This is a genomic window from Nonomuraea sp. NPDC049028 (genome assembly GCF_043197735.1).
Classification (GTDB): Bacteria; Actinomycetota; Actinomycetes; order Streptosporangiales; family Streptosporangiaceae; genus Nonomuraea.
Genome location: NZ_JBICTR010000003.1, coordinates 394684 through 411807 on the forward strand (window position 1 = coordinate 394684; position 17124 = coordinate 411807).

Below are 17124 nucleotides of genomic sequence, written 5' to 3' on the forward strand. Positions count from 1 at the left end.
ATAACCGGGCTCAGGGCCCCAGGTAGGCCAGGACGGCGGCGACCCGGCGGTGGACGTCGCCGCTGTTCTCCAGGCCGAGCTTGGCGAAGATGGAGTTGACGTTCTTCTCCACCGACGAGACCGACAGGTGCAGCGCCCTGGCGATGGCGCCGTTGGAGCGGCCATGTGCCATCTCACGCAGCACATCGCGCTCGCGCGACGTCAGCGCCTCCTGCTCGCCCCGCACGTCGCGCCTGGCCAGCAGCCCTTCCACCACCTTGGGGTCGATGACCGAGCCACCAGAGGCAACCGCCTTGATGGCGCCGAGCAGCTCGTCGAGATCACCCACCCTGTCCTTGAGCAGGTAGGCGAACCCCTCGGTGCCGTGCTTGAACAGCTCGAAGGCGAACAGCGCATCCGAGAACTGCGACAGCACCACGACCCCGACGCCCGGATGATCGGCGTGGACGCGGTGGGCGGCGTCGATCCCCTCGAACCCCTGGCGCCAGTCCCCTCCCGGCATCCGGATGTCGGTGATCACCACGTCGGGGCCGAGCCTGCGCGTGGCGTCGACCAGTTCGTCGGCGTTGCCCACCGCGCCGACGACCAGGACCTCGCCCGAGGTCTCCAGCAGCCGCCGGGTGCCCTCGCGTACCAGGTAGTGATCGTCGGCCACGATCGTGCGGATCCGCTCAGGCATCGACCGGCACCCAGGCGTTCATCCGTGTCCCTTCTCCATGTCCGCTGTCAAGATCAAGTCCGCCGCCGAGCGCGTCGAGCCGGTCGGCGAGCGTGGCCAGCCCCCGGCGGCCGACGGCCGGCGGATCGAAGCCCCGCCCGTCGTCCGTGACGGTCGCACGCAGGCGGCCGTCCGCCCGCGCCAGGCGTACCTCTATCTTGGTGGCGCCCGCGTGTTTGAGCGCGTTGGCCACCGCCTCGCTCACGGTGAAGTACATCGCGCCCTCCACCTCGTCGGGGAAGCGCTGGGCGCGCAGCTCCCTGCTCGCGACGACCGTGGTCGGCACCGGCAGCCGGGCGCAGCGCTCCTCCACGGCCTCCACCAGGCCGCCCTGGCTGAGCGAGCTGGGATGGATGCCGGCGGCCAGCTCCCGCAGGTCGTTGAGCGTCTGGCGGGCCTGCTCGCGCAGCTCGGCGAGCATGTCGGGGCCGCCACCGGTGGCGCGAGCCAGCTCCAGCCCGGCGATGAGCGCGACGAGTTGCTGTTGCACGCCGTCGTGGATGTTGCGCTCGATGCGCCGGCGTTCGGCCTCCTGGGCGTTGACCAGGCGTCCGGCCAGCCCGGCGCTCTGGATGGCGAGCCCCGCGGGCACGGCCAGCGCCTCCAGGAGCCGCCGGTCGCCGACGGTGAGGCGGTCGCCGTCCCTGGGCCCGCACTCGATCCGCCCCAAACCGCCCCGCACGGGCAGCGTCAGCGCCGCGGCGCCTTCCTCCCGCCCGGCGACCACGCGGGTGCCGTCGGCCAGCGTGACCGCCGCCCACCTGACCGCCAACCCATCGCGTACGGCCGCCGCGAGCCTGCCGAGCTGCTCCACGGGCTCCGGCGTCTCCTCTAACGCCGTGCCCAGGCTCGTCAGCATCTCGCCCACGGTCGGCCGGACGTCGAACACCACGAGGAGCCGCGAGCCCCTGATGCCGATCCTGAGGTCGAGCAGCCGGTGCCTGACGACCGCGACCGCGATCGCCACGGGCAGGGACCCCAGCACGGCCAGCACGCCGACCGCCCCGGCCATCGGCGCGGCGAGCCCGAAGAGGAAGAAGGAGAGCAGCAGGAACCCGGCGAGGTTGACGGTCATTCCGGCGACCATCCAGGCGTACTGGCCGCGCTCGCCGCTCCCGCTCCGCCGCCAGCGGATCACCAGCCCGCCGAACACGACGAACGTGATGATCCAGGTGACGAGCTGGCCGACCGCGGACACGAGCGCGGCGACCAGGTCCGCCGAGCCGGCCAGCACCAGCTGGCCGGGCGTGGCGGAGGAGATGGGGCCGATCAGGAGGTTGCCCGTGAAGTGGACGGCGATCGCCACGCCCCCGATCCATGCGACGGGCCGCCAGCGGCGCGACGGCAACCGGCCCTCGGGGAACAGCAGCGGGACGAAGATCCACAACAGGCCGTAGTAGACGGCGAAGACCGCGACCAGCACGCGGACGACCACCGGTGCCACGTCGAGCTTGCTCAGCCCGACGCCGAAAGTGCTCACACCCAGGCAGACCGCCGTGGCCAGGAGCAGCCAGACATAGCGGATGTGCGGCCGGCGCACTGCCAGCAGCCAGCCGAGTGCCGGCAAGACCAGGCCGATGACGATGTACGCCCACTGCGTCGCAGGGGCGGGCAGGCCGCTGTCCAGCAACGCGCCCGCGATCAGACCCGCGGCCGCGGTCGCCGCGAGCAGCCCGGCCACCAACCTGGAACTCATAAGGCCCCATCGTCGCGGGGGCGGTGGGCTGCGTCTATGCGGATAACCGCACACTCGATGCGGTTATCCGCAGTCTCAAGACGGCGGCTCACCGGGTGGGGTATGCAGGACGGGGTCTGTTGAGTGGGAGGCGCGTGTTCCACCTGGGTCTGAGTCGAAATCGAAGTCGAACGCGAAGTCGAAGGAGCCACCATGCACTCCCCGTCGAAGCCCGCCCTTGTTGTCGCGGTCACCGCCGTGGCCGTGTCACTGACCGCCTGCGCGACAGGGACTCCCACCAGCAGCCCGCCCGGGGTCGCCGCGAACCGGCCTGACGCCGTCACCAGCCTGCCCGGGGTCGCCGCGAACCGGTCTGAGGGCGTGACGAGCCTGTCCGGGGTCGCCGCGTACCGGCCTACGGGCGACACGAGCTCGCCCGTGACCGCTGTGCGCCCGCTCACGTTCTCCGCCGCTGGTAGGAACGTTCCAAGCACCCCCTCGGCGGCCACCGCGCCGCCCGTGGAGATCCCCAGCACGCCCGTCGGGCAGCAGTTGCGCTGGCTGCTCGACGCCCCCGCCAGGGCGCCGATCGGGCAGGCCGAGCTGGCCGAGCACTTCGCCCCGGCGTTCCTGGAGCAGGTCCCGGCGGACAAGGTCAACGAGACCCTGGCCGGGCTGCGCGGGATCCAGCTGCAGAAGATCATCGGAGCCACGCCCGCCGCTTTGATCGCGCATGTGGTGGTCGGCGCCCAGACGCTCAAGCTGACGCTCTCGGTGGACGCCACGGGCAAGATCAACGGCGTGCGGTTCACCGAACCGGCCACGCCTCAGCCTTCCCCCACGAGCTGGGACGAGCTGGATCGGCGGGCGCGCAAGGCGGCGGCCCGCGTGGGGTTCCTCGCCGCCGAGGTCAAGCGCGATGGCACCTGCCGACCGGTCCACGCCATCGCCGGCCGGCAGGCGCGCCCGCTCGGCTCGATGTTCAAGCTGTACGTCCTCGGGGCCGTCGCCAAGAAGATCGAGCAGGGCGGGTTCTCGTGGGACACCGCGATGACGATCAAGCCCGAGCTGAAGAGCCTGCCCAGCGGCGAGCTCCAGGACCGCCCCGACAACAGCCAGGTGCAGGTGCTGGAGGCGGCCAGGATGATGATCGCCATCAGCGACAACACGGGGGCGGACCTGCTGCTCCACCAGGCCGGCCGGACGGCGGTCGAGGACCGCGTACGGGCCTGGCACGGCCAGGTGAAGCGGAACACGCCGTTCCTGACCACCAGGGAGCTGTTCGCGCTCAAGGGCGCCGACTACCCGCGATACTCCAAGGAGTTCCTGTCGCGCGACACGGCCGGGCGGCGGGACTACCTGTCGGCGGTCGTCGACAAGCTCCCGCGGTCCGGCATCAGGGCGTGGGCCGAGCCGCGCGAGCTGGACACCTTGGAGTGGTTCGGCTCCCCGGCCGACATCTGCCGCGCCTACGCGGGGCTGGCGAAGAGCCGCGACAAGCGGGTCGGCGAGATCATGTCGCAGAACCCCGACGGGATCCAGCTGCCGGCCAAGGAGTGGCCCACCGTCTGGTACAAGGGCGGCTCCGAGCAGGGCGTGCTCGACCTGAGCTACCTGGCCCGCACGCCGTCCGGGCGCACCTTCGTGGTCACGGCCATGGCCTCCGACCCGTCCGCCGCCCTCAAGGAGGACCAGGTGTACGAGGAGCTCGTCGCACTCTCGCGGGGCGCCTTCGCCTTGCTCAAGTCGTCCTGACCCTGGGCCCTTCGGCCTCCTGGCCGCCTGAGCCCGGGCTCCTGGCGGCCGGGACCGCTCGCCTGGAATAGTTGAATTCTCAACTTGGTTGAGAACAGCAGATTCCGCCGAAGGGAGCCCGACATGCCCGCCGTCACCGTAGAGAACCCGCTCAGCCTGCCCCGCCTGCCGGAGCCGCTGACCGAGGCGCAGGGCCGCAAGGTGCTCGCCGTCGAGACCGCGCCGAGCGGCTTCGAGGGCGAGGGCTTCCCGGTACGCCGGGCCCTGGCCGCCATCAAGCCTGAGTACCTCGACCCGTTCGTGATGATGGACCAGATGGGAGAGGTCGACTACGCGGCGGGCGAGCCCAAGGGCACTCCGTGGCACCCGCACCGCGGCTTCGAGACCGTCACGTACATGATCGACGGCGTGATGGAGCACCTCGACTCCAACGGAGGCGGCGGCACGATCACGAACGGCGACACCCAGTGGATGACCGCCGGCGCCGGCATCCTGCACAAGGAGGCGCCGCCGGAGTGGCTGGTGCAGCAGGGCGGGCTGTTCCACGGCATCCAGCTGTGGGTGAACCTGCCGGGCGCCAAGAAGATGATCGCCCCGAAATATCAGGACATCGGAAGCTCCAGCGTCGCGCTGCTCAGCAGCCATGACGGCGGCGCCCTGATCCGCCTCATCGCGGGCGACCTGGCCGGGAACACCGGGCCCGGCAGCACCCAGACGCCGATCACCCTGCTGCACGCCACGATCAGCCCGGGTGCGCGGCTGACGATGCCGTGGCGCAAGGACTTCAACGCCCTCGCCTACGTCCTGTCGGGACGCGGCACGGTCGGGAGCGAGCGGCGCCCGCTGGTCAGCGGCCAGCTGGCCGTGTTCGACGGCTTCGGCGACCGTCCGGGGCTGACCACGTCGGGTGAGACGATCACGCTGTCGGCGAAGGACACGATGGAGGTCATCATCCTCGGCGGTCAGCCGATCGGCGAGCCGGTGGCCCATTACGGCCCGTTCGTCATGAACACCCGCGCCGAGCTGGCCCAGGCTTTCGAGGACTATCAGGCGGGGCGTCTGGGCTCCATTCCCGCCGCCTGATTACGAGAATCGCATTGAGCGGCCCGCTATTAAGCGGGTCGCTATCGAGTAGGTCGCTATTGACCGGGCGCTATTGAGCGCGCCGCCAAGTCATTGGAACTGGGCCGCCGTTATTCACGGCGGCCCATTGTGTTCAAAGGGCGACGCGGCGGCTACGGACGGACCACTGTCTTCTTCGGCCCGCAGTGGTCGAATTTCACCTTGTACGGCTTGCTCACACAGGCCCAGAGCTCGATCTTGCCGTGCGACATGCGCCTGGTCCGCTGCTCAAGGCAGTCCTGGTTCTTGTAGTAGTTGGCGTACTGGTAGGTGTGCCCCTGGTATCTGACTTTGGCCATCGCGTAGCGGTGGTCGGCGTTCCGGTCGCAGACGATGATTCTCGTGTCGCTCTCCAATTGAGCTTCGGCGAGCACGCCCCCGTGCCCGTCACTCAGGGATGCGCGGGGAATCGCCCGTGCGGTTGCCGAAGCGGCGGTGGTGCCCACGGTGGCGAGCGCCAGTCCGGCGATGGCGGTGACGAGTAGCAGCTTTTTCACAATGCCCCCTGTCGTTTTGCATTTCCGTAGGAAAGACGACGGCATCGGCGGCAAAGTTCATAAAAAGTGCGAGCCGATTTCGGCGCGCTCGTCGAGGGCGGCCCATGGCCGGACGGCCCCGCCGGTCGCGAGGAGGCCCGTCCGGGAGCCCTGCGAACCCGGCTCCGGCCGGTCGACAAGTAGTGAAGTACGTACTAATGTGCTGCTTCATCATGAATGAAGTACATAAATCAGATTTCCACACTGACCCCGATGGAAGCCTCTTCGATCCCGCGACCAGGACCGCCATGCGGCAGTTCACCGGCGGAGGCGACACCGCCGCGCTGGAGGCCGCGGCCGCCGTTCGCACCGCCTTCCACGCCATCGAGCGCATGCGCGCCCACGGCAGCCAGGGCAGAGGGTTGAGCTCCGGCGCGATGGACCTGCTGATGCGGCTCGGCGCCGCCGAAGGAGACGGAGTGAGCATCGGGGAGCTGGCCCAGTCCGCGGGTGTCAGCTCCCGTAACGTGACCGGGCTGGTCGACACGCTGGAGCGTGAGGGTCTGGTGCGGCGGGTCCCCGACCAGCGGGATCGGCGCTCGGTCCTGGCCCAGATCACGGCAGAGGGACAGGATTGGATCAAGGCGTTCAGCGAGCCGTCGCAGCGGGCGATGACGGCGATGTTCAGGGACTTCACGGCCGACGACCTGACCCGGTTCCGGGACCTGTGCCTGCGGGTGGCCGACAATCAGCGCCGGCTCGCGCAGTATCTGGAAGGTGCCTCATGAGCGGCGAGAACCGGACGCGTGAGGTCGTACGCGGCTACCACGAGGCGCGCTTCCGTGGCGATGTGGCCACGGCCGCCGCGCTCATCGGTGACGGGTTCAGCTTCCGGAGCCCGCTCATGAGCTCCGACGACGCCGCCGGCCACCTGGCCGGGATCACCGGCTTCGTCCAGGTGGTCACCGGCGTCGATCTGATCAGCGAGCTTTACGGCGAGTCGGAGGCCACGCTCGTGTACGACGTGCACACCGCCACGCCGGTGGGCACCCAGCGCACCGCCGAGCACTTCCAGCTCGTCGACGGCCGGATCGTCTCCATCATGCTGATCTTCGACGCCACGCCGTGGCAGCCGATGAGACAAGTGATGGGCTGAGCCCAGCTGAGCTGACAGGCGAACTGGGCCGACGAGCTGGGCTCAGCTGACGGGCTGGGCGCGGTCAGGGGGACGGCAGGGCGGCGGCGGTCTGGCGCCAGATCCTGCCGTCCTTGATCACTAGCGTGCCGAACGTGGTGACCTTGTTGCCGGCGATGGTCATGAGGGCGTTGTAGAAGATGACGTCGTCCACCGCCTGGATGGACATGACCTCGACGACCTGCGGCTCGGCGGCCAGATAGGCGCCGAACAGCTCCCGGATCTCCGCCGCTCCCCTGGCCACGCGGTCGAAGCGGACGACCATGGCCTCCTCGTGGTACTGCGCCAGCAGGGCCTCCAGGTCCCGATCCGCGATAGCGGCCAGTTGGCGGTCGAACAGCTCCATCACGGTCATGCCTCTCCTCCGGGCAGGGGACGGCGAAGATCGTAGGCGACCTGCGCTCCGCCGTACAAGAGAATCAAAGGGAACGCCAGCGCGGCCGGGAGCGCGGAGGTGACGAGCGTGAGCACGGCGGCCGCCATGCGGATGCCGGTCGCGAGCCGGTCGCCGGAGCACAGGTGCTGGAGGCCGAGGGTGACGAACACCACCGCGGCGGGCACCCCGACGGCCCAGCCCGTCCCCGGGTGGGTGATCGCGTGCTCGACACCGATGCCGAACGCGACAAGGCCCAGCGACAGCGGCAGATGGGAGTAGACCCAGACCTGTCCGGCCAGCTGGGTACGCAGCACCACCGACTCGTCTATGTGCCCGAAATACAGCCACCAGAACGCCATGGCGATCGCGATGCCCGCGAGGGCGATCAGCAGTGTGCCGGGCGTGACCGCGTGGCTCTTCAGCCCGACCACCACCGCGGCGACGACCTCGCCCAGCACGATCACCACGAACAGCCCGAACCGCTCGGGCAGGTGCTCACTCTGCGGCGGCAGCGCGCCCTGGTACCGTCGCGCCAGGAGCGGCGTGGCCAGATCGATGACCATGGCGATGGCCCACAGGACATAGCGCAGCGGCGGCTCGACGGCCGGCGACGCCGTCCAGATGACCACCGACACCGTGAACCCGGCCACATAGCTGCTGGTCAGCGACCGCCCTTCGGGCACATGCCGCCCGGCGCGCAGGTAGGCCACGATGAGCAGGATCCGCACGGCCACGTAGGAGAGGGCGAACAACGCGGAACGCTGCTCGATGTCGCCCAAGCTCGCGGCCATCGTGCCAACGGCCAGGATTTGGGGTAATACGAGCAGGCGATGGCTCACGTCATCGGTGTCGAACCTGTTCGCGTAGAACACGTAGCCCGCCCAGGCCCACCAGATGGGCACGAACAGCCCTATGAACGCCAGAATCCGCCCTGGTTCGGTCCCCTCGGCCAGCACATCGGCCAACTCGGCCACGGCCACCACGAACACCAGGTCATAGAGCAGCTCCAGCCAGGTGGCCCGTCGCTGCACTCCCTCGAACAGCCGTAACCTAGGCGGCTGCCAACTCCTGCTCACCCGTACCTCCGCATGTAATCGTGTAATTATGTCGCCCTGGAGGTCTGGTGTGCACGGCACCGGCTGAGTATGGGGTACTCAGGACAGACCCCATTATCCGGCCTACCTTCGCGGAAGGACGGACGATGGGGGGACACCATGCACTTCGTTCCATTAGCGCCGGATGCGCTGGCCAAGCTGGAGACCCGCTTCTACGAACTGAAGGCGGCCGGGCTGCTGCCCGAGCACCTGACGTTCGAGGACTACTACGCGATGTGGCGTTCCGAGCGGCGTGGGCCGCGCTCGGTGGGCCTGGATGACGGCAACCTCACCCCGCAGGCTCCCGACGTGAGCCTGATCAACCGGCCGCCGAAGAAGCTCAAGGGTGTCATCAAGACGCTGGTGCTGCTGGTCGACTTCGATGACCGACCGCACGATCCGGCTCATGACGCGGAGCACTTCAGGCGGCTGCTGTTCGGCACCCAGCCGGGCAGCATGCGCGACTTCTACCGGAAGGTCAGCGGCTTCAGCGACGACCACGGCATCGACGTGCAGGGCGAGGTGTTCGGCTGGTTCCGGCTGCCGCAGACGCTGGCCTTCTACGCCAACAACAAGTCGGGGCTGGACGAGGACCACTTCCCGCGCAACGCCCAGGGTATGGCGCGGGACGCCGTGCAGGCCGCTCTGGCGGCGGGCGTCGAGATCGACCCCTCCTACGACGTACTCGACGAGCACCAGGTCACCGCGCTGTTCGTCGTGCACGCCGGCCCGGGCGCCGAGACCTTCGCCGACGCCGAGGGGCTCCAGTACATCTGGAGCCTGAAGTGGACCGTCGGCGACGAGCCCATCTCGGTCGGGCCCGACCTGGAGGTGAGCACCTTCCTGACCGTGCCCGAGGACTGCAACGTCGGCGTCTGCGCCCACGAGTGGGGGCACCTGGCGGCGCGCTGGGCCGACTACTACGACACCGACCGGGCGCAGACCGGCGCCAAGTCACACGGGCTGGGCAACTTCTGCCTGATGGCGGCCGGCTCGTGGGGCAACCGCGGCGTCACGCCCGTGTACCCGACCAGCATGCTGCGCATGTTCCACGACTGGGTCACCCCACGGCTGGTCACCGAGACCACCCACCGCATCACGCTCCGGCCGGTGGCCGAGGGCGGTGACTTCATCGTCATCCGTAACGATCGGACGATGAAGGACTCGCAGTACATCGTCGTCGAATACCGCCGCAAGCGGGGCCAGGACGAGTTCCTGCCCGACCAGGGCATCGCGGCCTACGTCGTGGACGAGGCCATTCCCAACGTCGACGACGAGCGGCGCCTGGCGATCGAGCTGATGCAGGCCGACGGCCTGCGCCAGCTCGCCCAGATCGGCAGCCTGGGGAACAGGGGTGACGCCAACGACCTGTATCCCTCACTGGGCAACACGAGCATCGGCCGGGACACCAGGCCCCCGCTCGATCTGCCCGGGGGCGGATGGACCGGCGTGACCATCGAGGTCTCCGGCACGCCGGGCGATGACGAGATGACGATCGACGTCGTGGTCAGCTCGTAAGGGCGGTCCATGACGGAGGCCGGGTACGGCAGATGCTGGGCGAGTGCCGCGACCGCCCAGCATCTGCCGTGACCGGCTCTATCTCGTCGCACGCACCGACCGCGGTCGACGAGACTCCTGTCGCACTTGCGCTGACAGCGGTCCACGAACCTCTCGCCATACGTGCCCACACTGGCCTACGAATGGCCCCGCGAGCGGCCAAGAGTGCGCACGTCACGGCGCCCAGCCCCGTGAACCGCAGGAGCGTGCCCCTGGACGGAGCCCAGGTGGGACGGTGGGTGGGGTGGGTGTGGCCGGCCGTAAAAGATGGTCGGCCAAAAGATCAGTTGAGCGTGAGGCAGGCGATGCGCGGGGCGGGCTGCTCGGAGGGGGTGGTCGGCCTGGCGTGGAGGACCAAGGAGTGGGGCACCTCGCCCGTCAGCGGCCAGTCGTGGCGGGCGGTGGCGCGCCCGGCGCCGGAGCCGTCCGTCTTCAGGTCCAGCCACACCTCGCTGGTGGCGTCGGCTCGGCCGGCTATGTGCTGGAAGTGCGCCCCCGCGTCGGCGGGGCCCTTTCCGCAGGGCGCGACATGGAGGTGGGCGCCGTATCGATGGTTGGGCACCAGGCCCTCCACCACCAGCGAGGTCACCGTCTTGCCGCCCGTGGACTCGGCGGTCACGCTCGCCTGAGCCCCCTTGGGCACCAGCTTGCGGTTGTAGACGATGGCCATCGTGGTGCGCGGCTTGAACACTCCGGCGCCCGTGAGCGTGGTGGGCGCCGCGGCGGCGTCGGAGCTGTGGACGGCGTTTCCCACGGGCGCGTCGGCCTCGGGATCGGCCGGGCTCTGCGCACAGCCCGCGACCGCCAGGGCGAGCAGCAACGCGGCCGAACGTGCCCTCAGCGGGCGAGCGACCGCACGGGCCGTGACACCAGGCCGGGCGGTGTCACGGGCGGTGCCGCCCGATCGGGCGGTCCCGCCGACGGTGTCGCGGGCAGTCGCGCAGTCTGGGTCGAGTGAGGCGGCGGACTGCTCCACGATGACGAAGTCGGGGTAGCCGGGGCTCAGCTGCGCGCGAGGCTTGCGGGCGCGCGCCCTCAGTGACCGGACGGACGCGGGCATCCGCTGTGCGATGGCAGGCGTGGGCAGGCGCATGGGAACCCCCAAAGCGGTGACGAGCCCTGGCCAGGCTCACGGGGCCACCACTCTAACCAGTAACCGACCCACTACGCACCGTGTTTGGCGGCGATCCCGTCGATGAGTCCGGCCAGGGTGAAGTCGTTCTCCGTGAGCCGCCCCTTGTCGTGGGTGGTCAGCGAGAGGTGCAGTTTGCGCCACCGGATGTCGATGTCGGGATGGTGGTTCATCTCTTCTGCCTGGACCGCGATCTCGTCGACGATCCGGATGGCCGTGGGGAAGTCGGGCGCGGTGATCGTACGCCGGATCTCCTCGCCCTCCCTGCGCCATTCGGGCAGGTCGTTGAGCTTGCTGTCGACGTCCATAAGCTCACGTTACTTCAGCGCCCCCGCGCCGAGGCCGGACTGGATCTGGCGTTGGAAGATGATGTAGACGATCATCACCGGGATGATCGCCATGCTGAGGGCGGCGAACAGGCTCGGCCAGTCCGCCTCGTACCCGGCGATGGTGGAGATGTCGGCGATGCCCTGGGTGATGACCCACTTGTCCTTGTCGTCCGTGAGCAGGACCAGGGGCAGCAGGTATTGGTTCCATTGGCCGAGCACGTTGAAGATGGTGATGCTGATCAGGCCGGGCTTGGCCATGGGGAGCATGATCTGGAAGAACGTGCGGGTGTGGGAGGCGCCGTCGATCGCCGCCGCTTCGGCCACGGTGTCCGGCAATGTACGGAAAAATGCGGCCAAGAAGAAGACCGTGAACGGCAGCGAGTACGCGATGTAGACCAGGATGAGCCCGATGTGGGAGTTCAGCAGCCCGAGCTGGAGGACGACGAAGAACAGCGGCCCCAGCGCCAGGAAGATCGGGAACGCCATCCCCGCCACAAAGAAGTAATAAATCACCCTGTTGCCGAAAAACTGGTAGCGGGCCAGCACATACGCCGCCATCGAGCCGAACAGCATCGTCCCCAAAGTGCTGAAAAATACGACGACAACGGTGTTGAGCATGTACTGCCCCACGTGGGCCTTGTCCCAGGCCCTCCCCCAGGCGTCGAGCCGCAACTGACCGGGCAGCTGAAGCGCGTCCCCGAAGATCTCCGTGTTGTTCTTGAACGACGCGAGGAACGTCCAGAGCAGCGGCAGGATGATCAGCAGCGCCCAGATGAAGAGCGCCAGATGCGAAAGGCCGCCAAGGACCCCGAGCCGGGGTCTGGCCGGACGAGGCGTGGCCATGTCGGAGGAAGTCGATGCCATGTCAGAGCTCGATCCTCTCGCGCCGCGTGGTGCGCAAGGTCAGCACCGCGAACGTCACGGTGAGAAAGAACAGCACGACCCCCATCGCCGAGGCGTAGCCGACCTTGGAATAGGTGAACGCGGTCTTCCATATCTCCACGGGCAGCACGGTCGTCGCCCCGTCGGGCTCTCCTTTGTCCCCGGCGAGTACGAGGATCAGCGCGAACCCGTCGAACGCCGCGATCCCCAAATACACCCAGCCCACCTGGATGGTGTCGCGCAGCAGTGGCAGCGTTATCGAGAAGAACAGCCGCGCCCGCCCGGCCCCGTCGAGCGCCGCCGCCTCGAAATAGTCCTTCGGAATGGCGGCCATTCCCGCCGAGAAGAGCACCACGTAGAATCCGACGGCCTGCCAGATCATCACCGCCAGAATCGCCCAGAGGGCCAGGTTCGGCTCGATCAGCCAGCCGACGGGATCGAGGCCCAGCTTGACCAGGAGTCCGTTGATCACGCCGCTCTCGTCGGGCCGGTAGACCGCCTTGAACAGCACCCCGACCACGGCCACGGCGAGCACCTGGGGGAAGAAGAACACCACCCGATAGAACCTCGACCCCCAGATCCCCTTCATTCCCGCGCCGCGCGTTCCCCCGCCCAGGTTCAGTAGGAACGCGAAGAACAACGCGATGGCGACCGTCACGAGCGGCAGCACGAGCAGCAGGATTCCGTGATTGCGCAGGGCCCGCCAGAAGACCTCGTCCCCGAATAACCGGGTGAAGTTGTCCAGCCCGATGTAGTGCAGCCGCGACTTGTAGCCGTTCCAGTCCGTCAGGGAGATCTGGAACGCCTGGATGTAGGGGCTGATCACGAACACCGAGTAGAGAGCGACAGGAACGGCGAGAAACGCGGCGACGAACCCGTACTTGCGCAACCGCTCCATGGGCTAGTTGCTCCGCGTCTGCTTGACGACGGACGAGTCCTTCTTGATGGCGTCCGCCTTCTTCTGCATGTTCTGGCAGAACTTCTCGGGCGTGATGCGCCCGGCCATGACCACGTTTATCTGCTGGGTGCCGTAGTCGAACAACTCCTTGTACCAGCCCTCGAAACGGGCGTCGGTGATGATGTTCTGGCCGGCGGCGTCCTGTGCCTTGGCCGCGCTCTTGAGGCCGGGGGTGAGATCCAGCCCCTCGGCCGCGCCGTTGACCACGGTGAGGTTCAGCGTCTTCTCGGTGAAGCCCTTGGCCCCTTCCTTCGACAGCATGATGCGGAGATACTCCAGGCCGCCCTGCGGGTTCTTGCCTTTGGCGGAGACGAAGAAGTTCTCGCCGACCCCCACCTGGATGGCCCCGTACGGCATCTTGTCGGCGGCGGTGACATCGGGGATCGGCGCGATGGCGTACTCGAAGTCCTTGGGCTTGTCCTTGGCCATCTCGTTCTCGATCCACGAGCCGACCGGGTAGAAGAGCAGCTTGTTCTGGAGCTGCTTGACCTGGGTCTGGGTGTGGTCGAGGCCGAAGTACGCCTTATCGCCATAAAGCGTCTGGATCTCCACCCAGGCGGTCACCGACTGCTTCACCGGCTCGGCGTTCCAGGCGTTGTCGACCAGGTTGTCGATGTCGATGAGGACCTGGTTGCCGCCGATCTTGGCGGCCGTGTAGAGGGCGTTCCAGAGCTGGTAGTACGGGCCCTTCTGCCCGGGATAGGCGAACAGCAGGATGCCTTCCTTCTTCGCCGTGTCGCCGAGCGCCTTGAACTCCGCCCACGTCTTAGGAAGCGTCCACCCCTTGTCCGCGAAGAGCTTGGCGTTGTACCAGAGCGCGCGGTGGGAGACGGTGTAGTTGAGGACCAGGTCCTTGTCGTCGATCTTCGCGTTGTCCAGTACGGCCGGCGTCACGGTGTCGCGGACCTTCTTGGACGGGTCGTCCAAGGACGGCGCGTCGAACAGCGCGGTCAGGTCGGCCAGCTGGCCCTCACCGGCCATGGCGGCCAGGTCGAGCGCCTCGGGGCCCGAGTTGTTGACCACGTCGGGCACGTCGCCGCTGGCGAAGCGCGGGCGCAGCTGGGTGCCGATCTGCTGGGTCGCGTTGTGCTTGACCGTCGCGCCGGGGAACCTCTTCTCGTACATCTTCTCGTGCAGGTCCTTGGCGTACGCGTCGCCGTAGCCACCGCTGAAGATCGTGACCTCCAGCGGCTTCTTGGCGTCGACGCCGAACGGGTTCTTCGGGTCGGCGGAGACGGCGATCGAGCCGGTCGGCGTCGCGGTGGGCTCATCGCCGGCACCGCTGGTGGCGCAGGCGCTCAGCAGGCCCGCGCCGGGGCCGGCGACGAACGCGGTCATGCCGATTCGGCGCAGCAGCTGACGCCGAGTGATCTCTCCCGGGTGGGTCATGGGGGCTCCTGAAGAGGACGAATTAGGAAAGTTTCCTAACCGTTTGCCCGAAGGTACGAACGGCCGGGCGCACTCGTCAAGGGGCGCAATCGAGCCGTAACACCTTTGCCGCGATCCTCCGCAGAAAGGACATTAGATGCCTGCCGCCCAAACGGCCACCCACCGCCGGCCCGAAGCGCGCTCGGGGTCCCGTCAGCCGAAGTGCGCCCGGGTCTCGGCGAAGGCCAGGTCGGTGCCCTCCAGGGCGCGGGCCACGTCCTCCTCCGTGTGCGCCGCCGACATGAACCAGTTGTGCCACGGGTGGATGTACACGCCGTGCCGCAGGCAGGCGTCGCTCCAGTACATGGCGGTCGACAGGTCTGCGTCGCCGTCGAAGCTCAGCCACGGGATCGTCACAGGTCCGGTCTGATTCACCACGAACCCGTGCGCCTTGGCCTGCCCGTACAGCCCGTCACGCAGCTGCGTCCCGGCCCGCTCCATGGCCGCGATGCCGTCGGTGTCGCGCAGCGTCTCGATCGTCGCCTTCGCCGCCGCCATCGCCACGGCCGAGAACCAGAACGAGCCCGTCGAATACAGCGTCTGAGCCGGTCCGCGCAGCGCGTCCGTGCCGGTCACGGCGGCTATGGCGTAGCCGTTCGCCATGGCCTTGGACCACGCCGTCAGGTCCGGCCGTACGCCATAGGGCTCCCACGACCCCCGCAGGTCGATCCGGAACCCCGCACGGACGTCGTCGATCACCAGCGCGGCCCCGATCCGGTCGGCCAGCGCCCGCGCGGCCCGTGCGAAAGCGGGCTCCACCAGCTCCTGGTCCTCGAAGGAGTCGTGCTTGAACGGCGTCACGATGATCGCCGCGACCTCCCCCTCGACCGTGGCGGCCGCGGCCTCCAGCGACTCGATCGAGTTGTAGTCGAACTCCACCAGGTCGGCCCGCTCGTTCGGCGTCGTCCCGGCGAGCGACGGCGTGCACCAGGGGTCGGCCCCGTGGTAGGCGCCGTGGGCCATCAGCACCTTCGTCCGGCCGGTGGCCGCTCTGGCGACCATGAGGGCCTGGGTGGTGGCGTCGGTGCCGTTCTTGGAGAACATCGCCCAGTCGGCGCTGGGCACGGTGTCGACCAGCAGCTCGGCCAGCTCGACCATGATCGGTCCCGGCCCGTTGAGGCAGTCACCGAGAGCCAGCTGCCGGGCGGCCGCCTCCTCCACGCGCGGGTGCCGATGCCCGAGCACCACCGGGCCCCAGCTGCACATGAAGTCGATGTACTCGCGGCCGTCCACGTCCCACTGGCGGCACCCTTCGCCGCGCTCGAAGAACTGCGGGTATCCGGGGGCGAAGATCGCGGCGTTGAGGTGCCCGTACATGCCGCCGGGCACGACCTTCAACGCCCGCTGACGAAGCTCAGCGTCTGTCATCTGAAATCCCTCTCCAAGTTCCACGAGTCGAACACAGCAGCCGGCGGCAGGGTCATGCCAGGAGGGCGAGGGTGGATTCGAGGTCGGTGAGGCCCGCGTCCGAGCCGAGTCCGGTGGCGACCTGGGCGGCGGCGGCCGTGCCCCAGCGGGCGGCGCCCACCACGTCCTGTCCGTGCAGCAGCCCGGTGATGAACCCGGCGCAGTACGCGTCCCCGCAGCCGGTCGTGTCGCTGACCTCGACCTTGAGCGCGGGCACCTGCTCGATCCCCGCCTCGGTCACCACCAGGCTTCCCTCGGCCCCCATGGTGACGAGCACCCCGCGCGGCCCTTCCCCCAGCAACGCCCTGGCCGCCGCCGACACCTCCGCCACGGAAGGCGACGAAGCCGAGTCGGAGCCGGAGTCGGCGGTGAGGCCGGCTGCCATGAGGAGCGCCTGGGAGTCGTTCGGGAGGACGTAGTCCACGTGCGGGAGGAATGCCCGTGCCATGCCCAACAAGTCCGGCATTTCCGACAGCAGGTCCATCGTCACGATCACCCCGGCCGCCCGGAGCGAGTCCAGCATCGCGAAGAACGCCGGATCCCCCAGCCCGAACGTCACGTCCATCCCGCCCAGATGGACGGCCCGCACACCACGCAGCCGCGCCTCGTCCAGGTCCGCCGGCGTGACCCCGAGGTTCGCCCCGGGGACGTGGAAGCTGGGGCGCCCGCCGTCGGGTCTGATCGGCAGGATCGACGCCGCCGTCTGCTCGCCGGCCTTGCGAGTGAGCAGGGAGACGTCCACGCCGCGCTTGGCCATCACCGCCACCAGGAAGTCCCCGAGCTCGTCGTCCCCGATCGCGCCCATGGAGACGACCTCGTTGCCCAGTTTGACCAGGTCGACCGCCGTCCCGGCCGCGGATCCCGCGGCGGTCAGCCGGATCTGGTCCACCAGGGCGGTGTCCTGCCCTTCCGGGATGTACGAGACGGGCCTGGCGAGGATGTCGACGATGTGCACGCCGATCGTGGCGACGGTCATGGGTCTAAATAGACAGACGTCCGAATAAAAAGTCAATATGCTCA

Annotated in this window: 17 protein-coding genes; 5 read left to right on the forward strand and 12 right to left on the reverse strand. The window is 68.6% G+C overall.

Annotated elements, in window-relative coordinates; all coding sequences use genetic code 11:
* Window positions 1-10 precede the first annotated feature (10 nt).
* Complete coding sequence (locus ACGFJ2_RS12695; protein ID WP_357956092.1) at window positions 11-679, reverse strand: response regulator transcription factor; 669 nt, start codon at window positions 677-679, stop codon at window positions 11-13.
* The gene (locus ACGFJ2_RS12700; RefSeq protein ID WP_393467560.1) at window positions 672-2414 is read right to left on the reverse strand and encodes a sensor histidine kinase; all 1743 of its coding nucleotides are present in this window, start codon (window positions 2412-2414) and stop codon (window positions 672-674) included. Before ACGFJ2_RS12700 ends, ACGFJ2_RS12695 begins: the two co-directional genes overlap by 8 nt.
* A 192-nt stretch (window positions 2415-2606) precedes the next feature.
* Here ACGFJ2_RS12700 and ACGFJ2_RS12705 point away from each other — a divergent pair, with 192 nt between their 5' ends.
* Together ACGFJ2_RS12705 and ACGFJ2_RS12710 are read left to right on the forward strand one after the other, a co-directional pair.
* Window positions 2607-4148, forward strand: a complete 1542-nt coding sequence (locus ACGFJ2_RS12705; RefSeq protein ID WP_393467562.1) for a serine hydrolase — start codon at window positions 2607-2609, stop codon at window positions 4146-4148.
* Between the two features lie 123 nt (window positions 4149-4271).
* Window positions 4272-5231: a pirin family protein gene (locus ACGFJ2_RS12710; protein ID WP_358178220.1), complete on the forward strand. Its 960-nt coding sequence runs from the start codon at window positions 4272-4274 to the stop codon at window positions 5229-5231.
* Window positions 5232-5383: 152 nt separating this feature from the next.
* Here ACGFJ2_RS12710 and ACGFJ2_RS12715 read toward each other — a convergent pair whose 3' ends face one another.
* Entirely contained in the window at window positions 5384-5767 is a 384-nt protein-coding gene (locus tag ACGFJ2_RS12715; RefSeq protein ID WP_358178222.1) for a hypothetical protein, read from the reverse strand.
* 287 nt (window positions 5768-6054) lie between these two features.
* Between ACGFJ2_RS12715 and ACGFJ2_RS12720 the strand changes: the two genes are divergently transcribed.
* Entirely contained in the window at window positions 6055-6534 is a 480-nt protein-coding gene (locus ACGFJ2_RS12720) for a MarR family winged helix-turn-helix transcriptional regulator (protein ID WP_393467566.1), read from the forward strand.
* Complete coding sequence (locus ACGFJ2_RS12725; RefSeq protein WP_358178226.1) at window positions 6531-6902, forward strand: hypothetical protein; 372 nt, start codon at window positions 6531-6533, stop codon at window positions 6900-6902. The genes ACGFJ2_RS12720 and ACGFJ2_RS12725 overlap by 4 nt, the downstream gene beginning before the upstream one ends.
* Window positions 6903-6966: 64 nt before the next feature.
* Here ACGFJ2_RS12725 and ACGFJ2_RS12730 read toward each other — a convergent pair whose 3' ends face one another.
* Together ACGFJ2_RS12730 and ACGFJ2_RS12735 are read right to left on the reverse strand one after the other, a co-directional pair.
* The gene (locus tag ACGFJ2_RS12730; RefSeq protein WP_358178228.1) at window positions 6967-7296 is read right to left on the reverse strand and encodes a nuclear transport factor 2 family protein; all 330 of its coding nucleotides are present in this window, start codon (window positions 7294-7296) and stop codon (window positions 6967-6969) included.
* Window positions 7293-8393, reverse strand: a complete 1101-nt coding sequence (locus ACGFJ2_RS12735) for a low temperature requirement protein A (RefSeq protein WP_358178230.1) — start codon at window positions 8391-8393, stop codon at window positions 7293-7295. The genes ACGFJ2_RS12730 and ACGFJ2_RS12735 overlap by 4 nt, the downstream gene beginning before the upstream one ends.
* 138 nt (window positions 8394-8531) lie before the next feature.
* Between ACGFJ2_RS12735 and ACGFJ2_RS12740 the strand changes: the two genes are divergently transcribed.
* Window positions 8532-9929: a M6 family metalloprotease domain-containing protein gene (locus ACGFJ2_RS12740; RefSeq protein WP_357956114.1), complete on the forward strand. Its 1398-nt coding sequence runs from the start codon at window positions 8532-8534 to the stop codon at window positions 9927-9929.
* Window positions 9930-10251: 322 nt separating this feature from the next.
* Here ACGFJ2_RS12740 and ACGFJ2_RS12745 read toward each other — a convergent pair whose 3' ends face one another.
* The 7 genes from ACGFJ2_RS12745 to ACGFJ2_RS12775 form a co-directional block, all read right to left on the reverse strand.
* On the reverse strand, window positions 10252-11061 hold the full coding sequence (locus ACGFJ2_RS12745) for a hypothetical protein (RefSeq protein WP_393467569.1): 810 nt from the start codon (window positions 11059-11061) through the stop codon (window positions 10252-10254).
* Between the two features lie 71 nt (window positions 11062-11132).
* Window positions 11133-11408 (reverse strand): 4a-hydroxytetrahydrobiopterin dehydratase, encoded by a 276-nt coding sequence (locus tag ACGFJ2_RS12750; RefSeq protein WP_358178236.1) that lies wholly within the window; start codon window positions 11406-11408, stop codon window positions 11133-11135.
* A 9-nt stretch (window positions 11409-11417) separates the two neighbouring features.
* Window positions 11418-12293, reverse strand: a complete 876-nt coding sequence (locus tag ACGFJ2_RS12755; protein WP_358178238.1) for a carbohydrate ABC transporter permease — start codon at window positions 12291-12293, stop codon at window positions 11418-11420.
* A gap of 1 nt (window position 12294) precedes the next feature.
* Entirely contained in the window at window positions 12295-13209 is a 915-nt protein-coding gene (locus tag ACGFJ2_RS12760) for a sugar ABC transporter permease (protein WP_357956123.1), read from the reverse strand.
* Between the two features lie 3 nt (window positions 13210-13212).
* Entirely contained in the window at window positions 13213-14658 is a 1446-nt protein-coding gene (gene ngcE, locus ACGFJ2_RS12765; protein WP_393467574.1) for an N-acetylglucosamine/diacetylchitobiose ABC transporter substrate-binding protein, read from the reverse strand.
* Between the two features lie 192 nt (window positions 14659-14850).
* Window positions 14851-16065: an aminotransferase class III-fold pyridoxal phosphate-dependent enzyme gene (locus tag ACGFJ2_RS12770; protein ID WP_357956127.1), complete on the reverse strand. Its 1215-nt coding sequence runs from the start codon at window positions 16063-16065 to the stop codon at window positions 14851-14853.
* A 52-nt stretch (window positions 16066-16117) separates the two neighbouring features.
* A complete protein-coding gene (locus ACGFJ2_RS12775) occupies window positions 16118-17080 on the reverse strand; it encodes a carbohydrate kinase family protein (protein WP_393467577.1) in 963 nt (320 codons plus the stop codon).
* Between the last annotated feature and the right edge of the window lie 44 nt (window positions 17081-17124).

What these genes read in the sequence shown, in the direction of transcription:
- ACGFJ2_RS12705 (WP_393467562.1), top strand. Translation starts at nt 2,607, where the DNA reads ATGCACTCCCCGTCGAAGCCCGCCCTTGTTGTCGCGGTCACCGCCGTG.
- ACGFJ2_RS12730 (WP_358178228.1), bottom strand. Translation starts at nt 7,296, where the DNA reads ATGACCGTGATGGAGCTGTTCGACCGCCAACTGGCCGCTATCGCGGAT.
- ACGFJ2_RS12770 (WP_357956127.1), bottom strand. Translation starts at nt 16,065, where the DNA reads ATGACAGACGCTGAGCTTCGTCAGCGGGCGTTGAAGGTCGTGCCCGGC.
- ACGFJ2_RS12720 (WP_393467566.1), top strand. Translation starts at nt 6,055, where the DNA reads ATGCGGCAGTTCACCGGCGGAGGCGACACCGCCGCGCTGGAGGCCGCG.
- ACGFJ2_RS12740 (WP_357956114.1), top strand. Translation starts at nt 8,532, where the DNA reads ATGCACTTCGTTCCATTAGCGCCGGATGCGCTGGCCAAGCTGGAGACC.
- ACGFJ2_RS12745 (WP_393467569.1), bottom strand. Translation starts at nt 11,061, where the DNA reads ATGCGCCTGCCCACGCCTGCCATCGCACAGCGGATGCCCGCGTCCGTC.
- ACGFJ2_RS12750 (WP_358178236.1), bottom strand. Translation starts at nt 11,408, where the DNA reads ATGGACGTCGACAGCAAGCTCAACGACCTGCCCGAATGGCGCAGGGAG.
- ACGFJ2_RS12700 (WP_393467560.1), bottom strand. Translation starts at nt 2,414, where the DNA reads ATGAGTTCCAGGTTGGTGGCCGGGCTGCTCGCGGCGACCGCGGCCGCG.
- ACGFJ2_RS12695 (WP_357956092.1), bottom strand. Translation starts at nt 679, where the DNA reads ATGCCTGAGCGGATCCGCACGATCGTGGCCGACGATCACTACCTGGTA.
- ACGFJ2_RS12760 (WP_357956123.1), bottom strand. Translation starts at nt 13,209, where the DNA reads ATGGAGCGGTTGCGCAAGTACGGGTTCGTCGCCGCGTTTCTCGCCGTT.
- ACGFJ2_RS12775 (WP_393467577.1), bottom strand. Translation starts at nt 17,080, where the DNA reads ATGACCGTCGCCACGATCGGCGTGCACATCGTCGACATCCTCGCCAGG.
- ACGFJ2_RS12725 (WP_358178226.1), top strand. Translation starts at nt 6,531, where the DNA reads ATGAGCGGCGAGAACCGGACGCGTGAGGTCGTACGCGGCTACCACGAG.
- ngcE (WP_393467574.1), bottom strand. Translation starts at nt 14,658, where the DNA reads ATGACCCACCCGGGAGAGATCACTCGGCGTCAGCTGCTGCGCCGAATC.
- ACGFJ2_RS12710 (WP_358178220.1), top strand. Translation starts at nt 4,272, where the DNA reads ATGCCCGCCGTCACCGTAGAGAACCCGCTCAGCCTGCCCCGCCTGCCG.
- ACGFJ2_RS12755 (WP_358178238.1), bottom strand. Translation starts at nt 12,293, where the DNA reads ATGGCATCGACTTCCTCCGACATGGCCACGCCTCGTCCGGCCAGACCC.